Source organism: Spongiactinospora sp. 9N601 (assembly GCF_044326295.1).
Taxonomy (GTDB): domain Bacteria; phylum Actinomycetota; class Actinomycetes; order Streptosporangiales; family Streptosporangiaceae; genus Spongiactinospora; species Spongiactinospora gelatinilytica.
In genome coordinates this window covers 307,122-321,466 of sequence record NZ_JBIRBB010000007.1, presented here as the reverse complement: position 1 = coordinate 321,466, position 14,345 = coordinate 307,122, and the positions used below count along the sequence as shown (strand labels likewise).

Genomic DNA, 14,345 nt, shown 5'->3' with positions numbered 1-14,345 from the left:
GCCCGCCGGGGCGGATCGGGGGACGTACCACGACGTACAACGGCGACTCGTCCGCACTCGACGGCCCGACCCGGCGCTGCGGCTCTGACTGCTGCCTCGACAGGAAGTTTCGTGGAGTTTGGTTGAGTTTTGGCGGCCTTGCCCCATAGGCCGGATGCTCCACCATCTCCTGAACCGTTCGCCCGCTACAAGGGGATCGGCATCACGTCGTCGTCAATTCATGGACACTGGCCGATCACGCGCCCGTGACCAGCCACGCTGTGCCGTACGCCCGACTGCCGAGAGTGACGAGCCGGGCCAGCATCCACACGCCGAGCACCGCCCACAGCGCCGCGAGCCCGCCGCCCGCGACGACCACGAGCAGCACGGCGGGCAGGTACGCGAGCGTCGTCCACACGCTCGCCCAGGCCAGGTAGCGCCGGTCGCCCGCGCCGATCAGCACGCCGTCCAGGACGAACACCACCCCGGCGATCGGCTGGAGCAGCGCGACCGGCCACAGCGCGGCCAGCAGGGCCGCCGCCACCGCCGGGTCCGCGTCGAAGAGCCCGGGCACGAACGGCCGTGCCGCGAGCACCGCCACCCCGCAGGCCACGCCGCACCAGATGCCCCAGAAGACCATCCGCCGGGTGGCCGCCCTGGTGGCGGGCACGTCCCCGGCCCCGAGGGAGCGGCCGGTGATCGCCTGCCCGGCGATCGCGATGGCGTCCAGGACGAAGGCGAGCAGGGTCCAGACCTGGCTCGCGATGGCGTGCGCGGCGATCTGGGCGTCCCCCATCCGGGTGGCCGCCACGGTCGCGGCGATCAGCGCCACGCGCATGCTCGCGGTGCGGATGACCAGCGCGACGCCCGCCGTCCCCGCGGCCCTGATGCCCGCGAGATCCGGCCGCAGCGACGCCCCGTGCCCGCGCGCTCCCCGTACCACGACGGCGACGTAAACGACCGCGCCGAGGATCTGCGCCAGCACCGTCCCCCACGCCGACCCGGCGATGCCGAACCCCAGCCCGAGCACGAACCACACGTTGAGCAGCGCGTTGAGCGTGAACGAGCCGATCGACACGACGAGCGGCGTGACGGTGTCGGCCAGGCCGCGCAGCACGCCGGTGCCCGCCAGCACGATCAGCATCGCCGGGGTGCCGAACAGGCTGATCCGCAGGTAGGTGACCGCGTCGGCGGCCAGCGCGGGGGAGGCCCCGAACAGGTCCACGATCATCGGCGCGAGCGGCCAGGCCGCCGCGATCACCACGAGCCCGATCGCGGCGGCCAGCCACAGCCCGTCCACGCCCAGCTTGACGCCGCGCCGCAGATCGCCCGCCCCGGCCTGCCTGGCGACCGCCGCCGTGGTGCCGTAGGCGAGGAACACGCACAGGTTCACCAGCGTGGTCAGCGCCGCGCCGGCCACGCCGAGCGCGCCGAGCGCGGTGGTGCCGAGCCGTCCCACGATGGCGTGGTCGGCGAGGAGGAACAGCGGTTCGGCGACCAGCGCGCCGAAGGCGGGCAGCGCGAGGCGGAAGATCTCCCGGTCGTGCCTTCTCCCGGGGCGTCTGGAGTCTCCAGAAGAGTGGGCAGATGGGGGCGTAAGGGGCATGGCTCAATATTGTTCATTACGGTCGAATGATCTAGGGCGACCCCCGCGTGTCGCGCCGACTTTCTTTCCTCCACAGGGGGTGGATGAAGTTTCCCCAGCTAGGCGGGCGTTTCCGCAACCTGTGGATGAGTTATCCCCAGGCTCGTCCACAGGGCGTCCCCACCTCTGGGGAAGAAGTGCACACGTTAGCCACACGTTAACCACAGGGTTGTCCACAGGCCGCGTTGCCGTCTCCCCGGCGCAGCGGCGAAACTGTCTCACCGGTCGACTAAAACGGGGGTGGGCCGACAGCTCCAACTGAGGGGGTGCGTCGTGGAGGCCGAGTCATCGCCGGCTTTCGGGGCCGGGTTCGAGCGCACCCCGCCGCACAACATCGAGGCCGAGCAGTCCGTGCTCGGCGGCATGCTGCTGTCCAAGGACGCCATCGCCGACGTGATCGAGGTGATCCGCGCCGACGACTTCTACCGCCCCGCCCACCAGATCGTCTTCGACGTCATCACCGACCTGTACGGCCGGGGCGATCCGGCCGACGCGGTGATGATCATGGACGAGCTGCAGAAGCGCGGCGAGCTGGGCCGGGTCGGCGGCGGCGCGTACATCCACACCCTCACCGCCGTGGTGCCCACGGCCGCCAACGCGGGCTACTACGCCAAGATCGTGCGCGAGCAGGCCATCCTGCGCCGGCTCATCGAGGCGGGCACGCGCATCGTCTCCTACGGCTACGGCGGCCAGAACGAAGAGGTCGACGACCTGGTCGACCGGGCCCAGGCGGAGATCTACCGGGTCACCGAGCGGCGCACCTCCGAAGATTATCTGCCGCTTTCCGACATCATGCCCGGCGCACTCGACGAGATCGAGGCGATCAGCAGCCGGGGCGGCCAGTTGATCGGCGTCCCGACCGGGTTCCAAGACCTCGACGCGCTGACCAACGGCCTGCACCCGGGGCAGATGATCGTGGTCGCCGCCCGCCCGGCCATCGGCAAGGCGCTCGCCCTGGACACCCCGCTGCCCACGCCCACCGGATGGACGACCATGGGCGAGGTGTCCCCTGGCGACCTCCTGATCGGCGCGGACGGCCGCCCGGTCAGGGTCATCGCGGCGACCGAGGTCATGCGCGACCGGCCGTGCCACGAGGTCGAGTTCGACGACGGCACGGTCCTGGTGGCCGACGCCGAGCACCAGTGGCCCATCGAGTCCCCCGGCGGGACGACCATCACGACCACGGCGGAGCTGGCGGCGGGCGCCGCCATCGCGGCGGCCCGCCCCTTCCAGGCTCCCGCCCGCGACCTCCCAGAGCCGCCCTACGAGCTCGGCAGCCGCCTCGCGCGGGCCGAGGCGGGCCGGGTCCCGCCCGGCTACCTGCGGGCCGACGAGGAGCAGCGAAGAGAGCTCCTGGCCGGGTTCCTGGACGCGCGTGGCGATGTCACCCCCACCGGGGAGGTGCGTCTGGCCGTCCCCGGGCCCGGCCTGGCCGGCGATGTCGGGGAGCTGATCCTGAGCCTCGGCCACGCCCCCGCCCCGCCGGCCCGCCACGGCGACCGGCACATCGTCGCCTTCACCCCGGCCGGCAAGGTCTTCCGGCTCACCCGCAAGCTCGCCGGGCAGCGTCTCCCGGAGCGGCCGGTCCGCCGGGTGCTGGCCGTACGCCCGACCGCGCCGGTGCCGGTCCGCTGCGTGCAGGTCGACGCCCCCGACCACCTCTACCTGGCCGGCCCCGGCTGGGTGCCGACGCACAACTCCACGCTCGGCCTCGACTTCGCCAGGTCCGCCGCGATCAGGCACCAGATGACCACCGTGGTCTTCTCGCTGGAGATGTCCCGCAACGAGATCACCATGCGCCTGCTGTCCGCCGAGGCCCGGGTCGGCCTCCAGAACATGCGTTCCGGCTCGATGAACGACGAGGACTGGGCCAAGCTCGCCAAGCGGATGGGCGAGGTCGCCGAGGCGCCACTGTTCATCGACGACTCCCCGAACATGTCGATGATGGAGATCCGCGCCAAGTGCCGGCGGCTCAAGCAGCGCCACGACCTGCGCTTCGTGATCGTCGACTACCTCCAGCTGATGAGCTCGCCGAAGAAGGTGGAAAGCCGCCAGCAGGAGGTCTCGGAGATCTCCCGTGCGCTCAAGCTGCTGGCCAAGGAGCTGGAGGTGCCGGTGATCGCGATCTCCCAGCTCAACCGTGGTCCCGAGCAGCGCACCGACAAGCGTCCCCAGGTGAGCGACCTGCGTGAGTCCGGCTGCCTGACCGCCGCCACGCGGGTGCTGCGCGCCGACACCGGGGCCGAGGTCTCGCTCGGCGAGTTGCTCGCCCGCGGCGAGCGCGACATCCCGGTCTGGTCGCTGGACGAACGCCTCCGGCTGGTCCCGCGCACGATGACCCATGTGTTCCCGAGCGGGGTCAAGCCGGTCTACCGGCTGCGGCTGCGGTCGGGCCGGGAGGTGGAGGCCACGGCCAACCACCCGTTCCTGACCCACGACGGCTGGCGTCCGCTCGGCGAGCTGGCACCGGGCGTCCGCCTGGCCGTGCCCCGGCACGTCCCGGCCCCGCGGCGGTGCGCGGACGGGCCGATCGACGAGATCACCGAGCCGGATGAGGGCGTGTTCGCGCTGCCCAAATCCCGGCTCGCCAGCTTTGTCCACAGGCTGTGGACAACCGGCGGGCAGATCTGGTGGGACGACACGGAGGGCCGCGTCACGTACGGCCCGGCGGAGCGCCGGGTGATCGACGACCTCGCCCGGCTGCTGCTCCGGTTCAACGTGCCCGCGCACATCGAGGCGGTGCCCGGCGGCCATCGGCTGAGCGTCCAGGCCCCCGCCGACCAGCTCCGCCTGCTCGACGCGCTGGGCCTCGGCGGCGGCGAGGTCGCCGGCAGGCTGCGCGCGGCGGAGACCGAGGCCGAGGTGTCCGGCGAGGTGTGGCGGCGGGTCGGCAGCGCCCTGCGGCACGACCGCGGCATGGGCGGGATCGCCACCGTCCTGGACGCGGCCGACCTCGACGTGGTGGCGGTCAACGACGTCTTCTGGGACGAGGTGGCCGCCATCGAGCCGCTGGGCGAGCAGGAGGTCTACGACGCCACGGTGCTCGGCACCCACAACTTCGTGGCCGACGGCGTCGCCGTCCACAACAGCATCGAGCAGGACGCCGACATGGTGATCCTGCTGCACCGCGAAGACGCCTACGAACGCGAGTCGCCCCGCGCGGGCGAGGCCGACCTGATCGTGGCCAAGCACCGTAACGGCCCCACCGCGACGGTCACGGTCGCCTTCCAGGGGCACTACAGTCGTTTTGTGGACATGGCCCCGCATTAGCCCTGGTCGCCCAGCCTACGGGGATGGTACACACGTTCGCATGGCCGAAATCGTTCTCCTGCACTCCGCGCTGGGCCTGCGGCGCGGAGTGGAGGTCGCGGCCGGCATTCTTCGCGATGCCGGTCATATCATTCACGCCCCTGACTATTATGACGGCGAGGTCTTCGACGAGCTGGACGCCGGGCTGCGCAAGCGCGACGCCGTGACCTATCCCGAGCTGTTCCGGCGCTGGAAGGAGATCGGCGAAGGCGTCGTCCGCCCGGTCGTGTTCGCGGGCTTCTCACTGGGCGCGCTCGGCGCGCAGTTCCTGGCCGCGACCCATCCCATGGCCAGGGGCGCGCTGCTCTTCCACAGCGGGGTGCCGGTCCGCGAGGTGACCGACGGCGGGTGGCCCTCGGGCGTACCGGTCCAGGTCCACTACACCGAAGGCGACCCGTTCGTGGAGGAGAAGGAGATCGCCGAACTGCGCACGGACGTCGGCGAGGGCTTCGAGCGCTTCGTCTACCCGGGCGATGCCCACCTGTTCGCCGACCCCGACCTGCCCGGCTACTCCGCCGACTCGGCGGTGCTGATGTGGCGGCGGGTGCTTGACGTCCTTAGTCGCGAATCGCCTGACAAGCGGCTATAGCACACTGATGACCTGGTTGGCGGTAAGGCAGGCACCACCGTGAGCCGGGGTGCGCACGGGATTTCGCTCCTGAACGCAAGCTTTCCAAACTTGTACCGGCGCTGGTACCGGCATAGCGGGCCGATGTCCGGCAAAGTTTCGCTATGTCATCGTCCATGAACAGGTGAGGAGAACCCGTGACCGGCTCAACCATGGTCGATCCCCCCGATCGCTCGGTGAGCGGGCGAGGTAGTGACTTCGCCCGGCTGTCCCGCCGGATGGCGGAGGCCGGGCTGCTGGACAGGCGCCCCGGCTACTACGTCGTCAGATTCGGCATCGTCGGATTCCTGTACGCGGCCGGCTGGGCGGCGGTCTTCCTCATCGGGGAGTCCTGGCCGCTGGCCATCGGCCTGGCCGTACTGCTCGCGGTGATCTTCGCGCAGACCGCGCTGGTGGCCCACGACCTCGCGCACAAGCAGGTCTTCCGGACCCGGCGGGCGACCGAGGTGACCGGCCTGATCGTCGGCAACCTGCTCATCGGCATGAGCTACGGCTGGTGGAACGACAAGCACAACCGGCACCACGCCAACCCCAACCACGAGGACCTCGACCCCGACGTCTCGCCGGATGTGCTGCTCTGGTCCAAGGAGCAGGCGGAGGCCAGCGGCGGCCTGGCCAGGTTCATCGGGCGCAGGCAGGCGTTCCTGTTCTTCCCGCTGCTCACGCTGGAGGGCCTGAACCTCCACGTGTCCAGCTTCCGGGCGCTGTCCCGGCCCTTCATGAAGCGGCGCGGGATCGAGGCCGCCCTGCTGATCGGGCACGTGGTGCTGGGGGTCGGCGCGGTGCTGCTGGCGCTGCCGCTGCCGCAGGCGCTGGTCTTCCTGGTCGTGCACCAGGCGGTGTTCGGGGTCTACCTGGGCTGCACGTTCGCGCCCAACCACAAGGGGATGCCCACACTGCGCGGCGAGGAGCGGCTGGACTTCCTCCGCCGCCAGGTGCTCACCTCCCGCAACGTCACCGGAGGCCGGTTCGTCGACATCGCGCTCGGCGGGCTCAACTACCAGATCGAGCACCATCTGTTCCCCGGCATGCCGTCGCCCAACCTGCGCAGGGCGCAGCCGATCGTCCGCGACTACTGCGCCGAACTCGGCATCGACTACCAGGAGTGCGGGCTGATCCGGTCCTACGCCAAGGCGCTGCGGCACATGCACGAGGTCGGTGAGCCGATCAGGGCCGCCGGTCGGGTAAAGTCGACCGCATGATCCGCACATCGAGCTGGTGGTGGCCGTCTTAGGGCGGTCACCTGATGTGCGCACGAAATCGGGCCGTCCTCCGGGCGGCCCTCCTCGTTTTCGGGGCCGTTCCGTAGGCCGCGAAACATCGAGGAGAAGCCGAATGACCACCACCGCGCCACCCAGGATGCTCACCGGCGACCGGCGACCGGCCGACCGGGCGGCTGCACCTGGGCCACTACGTCGGCAGCATCGCCAACCGCCGCGCGCTCCAGCACTCCTACCAGAGCTACTTCATCATCGCCGACCTGCACATGCTCACCACCAAGAACACCCGCGAGGACATCGCGAGATCGGCGGGCAACGCGCGGGACATGGTCCTGGACTCCCTGGCCGCCGGCCTGGAGCCGGACCTCGCGGTCTTCTACCTCCAGTCGGCGATCCCGGAGGTCATGGAGCTGAACACGCTGTTCCAGAACCTCGTCACGGTGCCCAGGCTGGAGCGCGTCCCGAGCCTGAAGGAGATGGCCAGGGACGCGGGCAAGGAGGAGATGCCCTACGGCCTGCTCGGCTATCCGGTGCTCCAGGCGGCCGACATCCTGTGCGTGAAGGCGCACGCCGTACCGGTCGGCAAGGACAACGCCGCGCACGTCGAGATCGCCAGGGAGATCGCCCGCCGGTTCAACCACCTGTACGGCGAGACGTTCCCGGTGCCCGAGCTGATCTCGGCCGACGTCTCGTCCCTGGTCGGCACCGACGGGCAGGCCAAGATGAGCAAGAGCCTCGGCAACGCGATCTACCTGTCCGACTCGCCGGACGAGGTGCGCCGCAAGGTCCGCGGGATGTACACCGACCCCAAACGCGTCAGGGCCGACATCCCGGGCACCGTGGAGGGCAACCCGGTGTTCGTCTACCACGACGCGTTCAACCGCGACACCGCCGAGGTCGCCGACCTCAAAGAGCGCTACCGGACGGGCCGCGTCGGCGACGTGGAGGTCAAGACCGAACTCGCCGACGCGATCAACGCGTTCCTGGACCCGATGCGGGAGCGCCGCGCCCGGTTCGAGAGCGAACCGGGCCTGGTCGAACGGCTCATCGTGGAGGGCACCGAGCGCACTCGTGAGGTGGTCGTGCGGACCGTCAGGGAGGTGCGTGCGGCGATGGGCCTGGACGCGGTCTACGCGGCGTTCACGGCTACGCCGCGACGACCCGTGAGTGCGTGACGAGCCAGCCGCCGTCCGGCTCGAACAGGTGGAAGGACAACCCGGGCGGCTGGTCGTAGTCGATCGCCACGCGCTGGGTGTTCTCGGCGGGCAGCATGAGCGTCGAGCTGACGCCCGCGGCCACGCGTACCGGCAGCCCGGCGAAGTTGGCGCTGGCCGCCGTGTGCGCGTGGCCGATCAGCAGCGCCGCCACCGTGCGGCTGCGCCGCAGTAGCACCTGGGCGAGCCGTTCCGGCTCGCGGAGCATGATCTCGTCCACGTACGGGATGCCGAGCGGCACCGGCTGGTGGTGCATCCCCACGAACACGGGCCGGTCGGCGGACTCCAGCACGCCGTCCAGCCAGCTCAGCGTGGCGTCGTCCAGGTAGCCCTCGGGACGCCCGGGGATGGTGGAGTCGCACAGCGCGATGGTCGCCTCCGGCAGGTGCAGCACCTGGTTCACCGGGGCGTCCCCGCCGTCGCCCGGGCCGTCGCTCGCGCCGAGCAGCACCTTGCGGAACTCGGCGCGCGAGTCGTGGTTGCCCGGGCACACGATCGTCGGGTACGGCAGCCGCGCCAGCAGCTCACGGGCGGTCTCGTACTCGTCGGCGGCGCCGTGGTCGGCGATGTCGCCGGTCGCGACCACGGCGTCGATGGGCTCGGGTAGTTCGGCGAGATGTCGCACCACCGCCTCAGTCCGTCGCACGCTGTGTTCGGAGCCGCCGATATGGGTGTCGCTGATGTGAGCCAGGGTGAGCATGCCCCACAGCCTATTGAGCCCGCCCGCCCCGAGGTCACTCCCACCGGAAGATCCGCACCGCCACCACGCCCGCCACCAGCAGCGTCACCGCCATCACGACCAGGTTCAGCACCTGCGGCGAGCCGCCCGCCCAGGTGTCCCGCAGCGCCTGCCCGAACGGGGCCACCGGCAGGAAGTCGCCGATCCGCTGCAGCGCCTCCGGCATCACCTCCCTGGGCATCCACATGCCGCTGACGAACAGCAGCGGGAACATCAGCACGTTGCCGACCGCCGGCGCCGCCTTCGCCCCGACCACCGCCGCGATGATCAGCCCGATGGCGAACAGCGAGGCGACGCCGAGCACGAACGAGAGCGCGAACCCGGCGACGTTCTTCGGGATCGGCACGTCGTGGACGAGCCTGCCCGCCACGATCATCAGCAGCACGGCGACGACCGCCGTCGCCCCGTTGAGCACCAGTTGCGCCGCCAGCAGTTTCCCCGGATGGACCGGGGTGGTGGACATCCGGCGCAGGATGCCCTTCTCCCGGTAGAGCGCCAGCGCGCCCGGCACGAACACGAACGCGAGCGTCACCACGGCGAGCGCGGTCATCATCGCCGGGAAGTGGTTGTCGATGATCCGCATGCCGCCCAGCTTCGGGTCGGGCGTGCGGAAGGTCGGCAGGCTGCCCAAGATCAGCAGCAGGCCGATCGGCAGCAGAATCGCGAAGATCAGCCCCGCCGGCTCGCGGAGCAGCAGTCTGGTCTCTACGGCAAGGATCTTGCGCATGGCGGGTCCCTTCAGGAGTCGATCGGCTTGCCGGTCAGGGCGAGGAAGGCGTCGTCCAGCGTGGCGCGGTCGATTCGCAGGTCCAGCGGGGCGACCCGGCGCGCGGCGAGCGTGGTGCCGACCGCGAGTACCAGACTCGCCGAACCGTCCTGCGAATCGGCCCCCGAGACCGCGAACCGGTTGCCCGACCGGGTCACCCCGGTCACCTCCGGCAGTTCCTTGAGCGCGGTCTCCACCGCGCCGCCGTCGTCGCCGTCCGCGATCCGGAACGTGATCCGCTGGCCCTCGCCGACCCTGGCGACCAGCCCGGCGGGCGTGTCCACGGTGACGACCCGGCCGGAGTCGATCACGGCGAGCCGGTCGCACAGCCGTTCGGCCTCCTCCATGAAGTGCGTGACCAGCACGATCGTCACCCCGGACGCCCGAACCTCCTCGATCAGCTCCCAGGTGTCCCGCCGCGCCTGCGGGTCCAGGCCGGTGGTCAGCTCGTCGAGTACGGCCACGCGCGGGTCGCCGACCAGCGCCAGGGCGATGGACAGGCGCTGCTTCTGGCCGCCGGACAGCTTGGCGAACGGCGTGTTCCGCTTGCCGCCGAGGCCCACCCGGTCCATCAGGGAGACCCAGTCGGCGGGGTGGTCGTAGAAGGACGCGTAAAGGTCGAGCGCCTCGCCGACCTTGAGCTTGTCGGGCAGTACCGCGCTCTGCAACTGCACGCCGAGGCGCTGCTTGAGCGCGGTCTTGTCGCTGCGGGGATCCAGCCCGGCCACGCGGATGTGGCCCCCGTCGGGGGTGCGCAGCCCGGCCAGGCACTCGACCGTGGTGGTCTTGCCCGCGCCGTTGGGCCCGAGGACGCCGAAGATCTCGCCCTCCTCGACGGAGAAGGAGACGCCGTCCACGACCGCCCGCCCCCCGTAGGACTTTCGCAGGTCGCTGACATCGATGATCGCCATACCGACGACGCTAGGAACACGGGCGGCGCGGCGGAATCGGGCTGGACGCCGACCGGGGGTGTGGCTAGGTACACCGTGCTCCGGGGCCTGGGGCCAATAGCGCGCCAAGCGGTCGTAACCGAAACTATAAGGACCCCGATGAAGGAGGCGGCGTGGTGGCGGGAGTGGTGGCGAGACACGCTCGCGCGTTCGCGCGGACCACGCTCCTGCTGGCCGGCGCGGTCCTCCAGGCCCTGATGAGCGTGGGGACGATCGTCGCCCTGGTGCTCGCGGTGGGCCAGGGCATGGCCTTCATCTTCGCCCCGCTGGTGCGGACCCACCGGCGGATCACGGCCCTGGCCCGGCGCAGGGCGCTGGCGTGGTCCGGGGTCGAGATCCCCGAGCCGTACGAGCCGCCGCCCCCGCCGCCGGTGCCCGACGCCGAGGGGTGGTACCGCTCGGACCGGGTGCTCTACAAGACCCCGCGGGTGCCCGCCTTCAACCAGCGCTACAAGTGGCTGCTCGGCGACCCGGCGACCTGGCGGGACATGCTGTGGATCGCCTCCGACAGCGTGGTCGCGGCGGTCGTGGGCCTGCTGCCGCTGTCGCTGGCCGGGTACGGCCTGGCGGTGGCCGTGCCGTGGGTCACGCCGGTGCCCTGGCCGGCGGTGTTCGCCGTACCGGCCGGGCTGGTGATGACGCTGGGCGCCTTCATGCTCGCGCCGGTACTGCTGCGCACGCACGCGGTGTGGTGCTCCTGGCTGCTCGGTTCCACCCCGCGCGCCCGGATCGCCCGGGACATGGGCCGGCTGGCCAGGAGCCGCAGCGACGCGCTCGACGCCCAAAACGCCGAGCTGCGCAGGATCGAACGCGAACTGCACGACGGGGCGCAGGCCAGGCTGGTCGCGGTGGGCATGACCCTCGGGGCAGCGCACGACCTGGTCAGGGCCGATCCCGGGGCGGCCCGCACGCTGCTCGGGCAGGCGCGGTCGGAGTCGGCGGCGGCGCTGGCCGAGATCCGCGGCCTGGTACGCGGCATCCATCCGCCGGTCCTGGCCGAACGCGGCCTCGGCGACGCCGTGCGCGCCCTGGCCCTGGACAGCCCGCTCAACGTGGACGTCGTGGTGGACCTCCAGGTGCGGCCCACCGCCCCGGTCGAGGCCGCGGCCTACTTCGCGGTCAGCGAGCTGCTGGCCGAGGCGGCGCGGGACGAGCGCGCCGAACGCGTGGAGATCGACGTCAGCCCGCGCGGCATGGCGCTGCGGATCACGCTGACCGGGGTGGGCGCGCCCGCGCCCGCCGTGCTGGCCGGGATCGAACGGCGGGTCGGCGTCTTCGACGGCGTGGTCGCGGTGGGCCGGGAGGGCGTGGGCCCACCCATGATCACCATCGAGCTGCCGCAGGCGCTCGCCCACACCACCGAGGGCACGCATCCGAAGATGCCGCTCAGCAAGAGCATTCCGGTGGTCCTGGGCTGGTCGCTGGGGTGGCTGCCGCTGTTCCCGCAGGGGTTCGTGGCGGGCGTCAACAAGATCGTCAATCCGGAGAACCGTAGCTGGTTCCTGGCCCTTTACCTGCCCGAGCCGATGCAGTGGCCGTTCATCGGGCTGATGATCATGCTTGGCACGTTCCTGTACGGCATGGCCACGGCGCTTCCGCTGCTGCACTCGCGTGAGTACGGCATCGACTCGTGCGCCCCGCCCTACACGTATCGGAGGCGGTGAGCGTGCGGCGCGTCTCCCGGGTGCTATGGCGGCCCCGTGACTACCCGCTCGCGCTGGCCCGCTGCCTCGGGCTGGGCGCGGTGGGCGTCGTGCACGTACTGGTGGCGGCCCTGCTCCTGGTGATGCTGCTGGCGACCGCCACCGGGCTGCTGGCCTTCCTGCTCCTGCCGGCCGTCCGGCTCACCCGGGTGTGGGCCGCGCTGGCCCGCAGGCTCGCCCGCGACTGGTCGGGCGTGGAGATCGCGCCGCCGTACCTGCCGAAGCCGCCGCCCGCCGTACGCCAGCCGGACGGCTGGTACCGCGACGGGCGCAACCTCTACCGCACCCCCAGGGTCCCCGACTTCAACCGGTGGATGAACTGGCTGCTGCGCGACCCGGCGACCTGGCGGGACATGGCCTGGGTGGTGTCCTACGCGTTCGGCGGGGCGCTGCTCGCGCTGCTGCCGTACGGGCTGGCGGGGTGCGGGCCGGTGCTGGCGTACGGGCTCGGCGCCTCGCCCCTGGCCCTCCTCGCGGTCGCCGGGCCGGTCGCGCTCGGCGTGCTGGCCGCCCCCTGGGTGCTGCGGCTGCACGGCCTGTGGCTGCGCGTGCTGCTGGGGCCCACCGAGCGGTCCCGCCTGGCGCGCCGGGTGCGGCACCTGGCCGAGTCCCGTACCGAGACGGTCGACTCCCAGGCCGCGCAACTGCGCGGGATCGAGCGCGACCTGCACGACGGGGCGCAGGCCCGGCTGGTCGCCATCGGCATGACGCTGGGCGCGGCCGATCACCTGCTGGACTCCGACCCGGCCGCCGCCGAGGCGCTGATCGCCAAGGCCCGCGAGGCGTCGGCGGCGACGCTGGCCGAGCTGCGCCGGCTGGTACGCGGCATCCGGCCGCCCGTGCTGGCCGAACGCGGCCTGCCCGGGGCGCTGCGCGCGCTGGCCGTGGACAGCCCGCTCGACGTGCGGCTCGACGGCGACCTGCCGGAAGGCGTACCGGCCCCGATCGAGTCCGCGGTCTACTTCGCGGTCAGCGAACTGCTGACCAACGCGGCCCGGCACAGCGGGGCGGCCCGCGCCACCGTCGCGCTGAGCCACGACGACGCCGGGCTGACCGTGGCCGTCACCGACGACGGGCGCGGCGGGGCCGACCCGGCCAAGGGCAGCGGCCTGCGCGGCATCCGGCGGCGGATCGCGGCCTTCGACGGCACGCTCGCGCTGGACAGCCCGCGGGGCGGCCCGACGACGGCCACGGTGAGCGTTCCGGCCGGGCCGGGGGAGCCGGGGCCGGCCGCGCCGGTGGACCCGGGCGGGCCGCCCCGGTGGCGGCGCTGGCTGGCCCAGGTGTGCCTGTCGGTGTTCTCGCTGCCGCTGTTCCCGCTGGGGGTGGTGTCCATGGTGTACGCGCTGGCGTACGGGCCGGACGTCGTGTGGATCGGCTGGCTGGGACTGGCCGGGCGGGAGTGGCAGGTCATGATCACCATGGTTCTGGTGGGGATCGGGCTGTTCGCTGTAGGTATGGTGCTGAATGTCCAGAACGTCAGAGCGGCCAGGCGGCCGATGACACCGCAGGCGGAGTTCGTCGAGTGAGAGTCGCCATTGCCGAAGACCTGTACCTGCTGCGGGAAGGGCTGGTGCACCTGCTCCGCGCGCACGGCCTGGACGTCGTGGCCGCCGTCGAGACCGGCCCCGAGCTGCTGAAGGCCCTCACCGGCGACCCTCCCGACGTGGCCATCGTGGACGTACGCCTGCCGCCGACGTTCACCGACGAGGGACTACAGGCCGCTCTGGAGGCCCGCCGCCGCGTCCCCGGGCTGCCGGTGCTCGTCCTGTCCCAGCACGTCGAGCAGCTCTACGCCCGCGAACTGCTGGCCGACGGGTCCGGTTCGGTGGGATATCTGCTGAAGGACCGGGTGTTCGACGCCGCGCAGTTCGTGGACGCGCTGCGCCGCGTGGCGGGCGGCGGTACCGCGATGGACCCCGAGGTCATCGCCAAGCTGCTGGCCAGCAACGCGCGCAGCGCCCCGCTGGGCCGGCTCACCCCGCGCGAGCGGGAGGTCCTCGCGCTGATGGCCGAGGGACGCTCCAACGCGGCCATCGCCCAGCGGCTGTTCCTGAGCGAGAGCGCGGTCGGCAAGCACACGGCGAGCATCTTCGCCAAGTTCGACCTCGCGCCCTCCGACGACGACAACCGCAGGGTCCTCGCCGTGCTGGCCTACCTCAACGCCCAGCCCTGACCTGGGTTCCGCCGTT

General features: G+C 71.8%; 10 protein-coding genes and 1 pseudogene. 7 read left to right on the top strand and 4 right to left on the bottom strand.

Translation table 11 applies throughout. The features are described 5' to 3' along the window. Window positions 1–235: 235 nt before the first annotated feature. Entirely contained in the window at window positions 236–1,585 is a 1,350-nt protein-coding gene (locus ACH34R_RS18950) for an MATE family efflux transporter (RefSeq protein WP_397562761.1), read from the bottom strand. 312 nt (window positions 1,586–1,897) lie between these two features. On the opposite strand from ACH34R_RS18950, the gene dnaB reads away from it, so the two are divergent. From dnaB to trpS, 4 genes and pseudogenes are all read left to right on the top strand, one after another. After that, window positions 1,898–4,894, top strand: coding sequence for a replicative DNA helicase (dnaB, locus tag ACH34R_RS18945; RefSeq protein ID WP_397562760.1), 2,997 nt, complete (start codon window positions 1,898–1,900; stop codon window positions 4,892–4,894). Window positions 4,895–4,934: 40 nt separating this feature from the next. Beyond that, window positions 4,935–5,522, top strand: coding sequence for a dienelactone hydrolase family protein (locus ACH34R_RS18940; RefSeq protein WP_397562758.1), 588 nt, complete (start codon window positions 4,935–4,937; stop codon window positions 5,520–5,522). 176 nt (window positions 5,523–5,698) lie between these two features. Beyond that, a complete protein-coding gene (locus ACH34R_RS18935) occupies window positions 5,699–6,763 on the top strand; it encodes a fatty acid desaturase family protein (protein WP_397562757.1) in 1,065 nt (354 codons plus the stop codon). A gap of 182 nt (window positions 6,764–6,945) precedes the next feature. Beyond that, window positions 6,946–7,956, top strand: a pseudogene (gene trpS, locus ACH34R_RS18930) (tryptophan--tRNA ligase); the annotation flags it as partial. Here the strand turns inward: trpS and ACH34R_RS18925 are convergent. From ACH34R_RS18925 to ACH34R_RS18915, 3 genes are read right to left on the bottom strand one after another with little or no spacing between them, the layout of a single operon-like run. Continuing rightward, window positions 7,928–8,695, bottom strand: coding sequence for a metallophosphoesterase (locus ACH34R_RS18925; protein WP_397562755.1), 768 nt, complete (start codon window positions 8,693–8,695; stop codon window positions 7,928–7,930). The pseudogene trpS and the gene ACH34R_RS18925 sit on opposite strands and share 29 nt — an antisense overlap. Before the next feature lie 34 nt (window positions 8,696–8,729). Then, window positions 8,730–9,461 carry an ABC transporter permease gene (locus ACH34R_RS18920; protein ID WP_397562754.1) on the bottom strand — a complete coding sequence of 244 codons (732 nt, stop codon included), beginning with the start codon at window positions 9,459–9,461 and terminating at the stop codon, window positions 8,730–8,732. 11 nt (window positions 9,462–9,472) lie between these two features. Then, window positions 9,473–10,411 (bottom strand): ABC transporter ATP-binding protein, encoded by a 939-nt coding sequence (locus tag ACH34R_RS18915; RefSeq protein ID WP_397562753.1) that lies wholly within the window; start codon window positions 10,409–10,411, stop codon window positions 9,473–9,475. 152 nt (window positions 10,412–10,563) lie between these two features. On the opposite strand from ACH34R_RS18915, the gene ACH34R_RS18910 reads away from it, so the two are divergent. The 3 genes from ACH34R_RS18910 to ACH34R_RS18900 are packed head-to-tail and all read left to right on the top strand — an operon-like array spanning window position 10,564 to window position 14,329. Continuing rightward, window positions 10,564–12,114 (top strand): sensor histidine kinase, encoded by a 1,551-nt coding sequence (locus ACH34R_RS18910; RefSeq protein WP_397562752.1) that lies wholly within the window; start codon window positions 10,564–10,566, stop codon window positions 12,112–12,114. Then, entirely contained in the window at window positions 12,111–13,682 is a 1,572-nt protein-coding gene (locus ACH34R_RS18905; protein ID WP_397562750.1) for a sensor histidine kinase, read from the top strand. Before ACH34R_RS18910 ends, ACH34R_RS18905 begins: the two co-directional genes overlap by 4 nt. Continuing rightward, window positions 13,679–14,329: a response regulator gene (locus ACH34R_RS18900; protein WP_397562749.1), complete on the top strand. Its 651-nt coding sequence runs from the start codon at window positions 13,679–13,681 to the stop codon at window positions 14,327–14,329. The genes ACH34R_RS18905 and ACH34R_RS18900 overlap by 4 nt, the downstream gene beginning before the upstream one ends. Window positions 14,330–14,345: the final 16 nt, after the last annotated feature.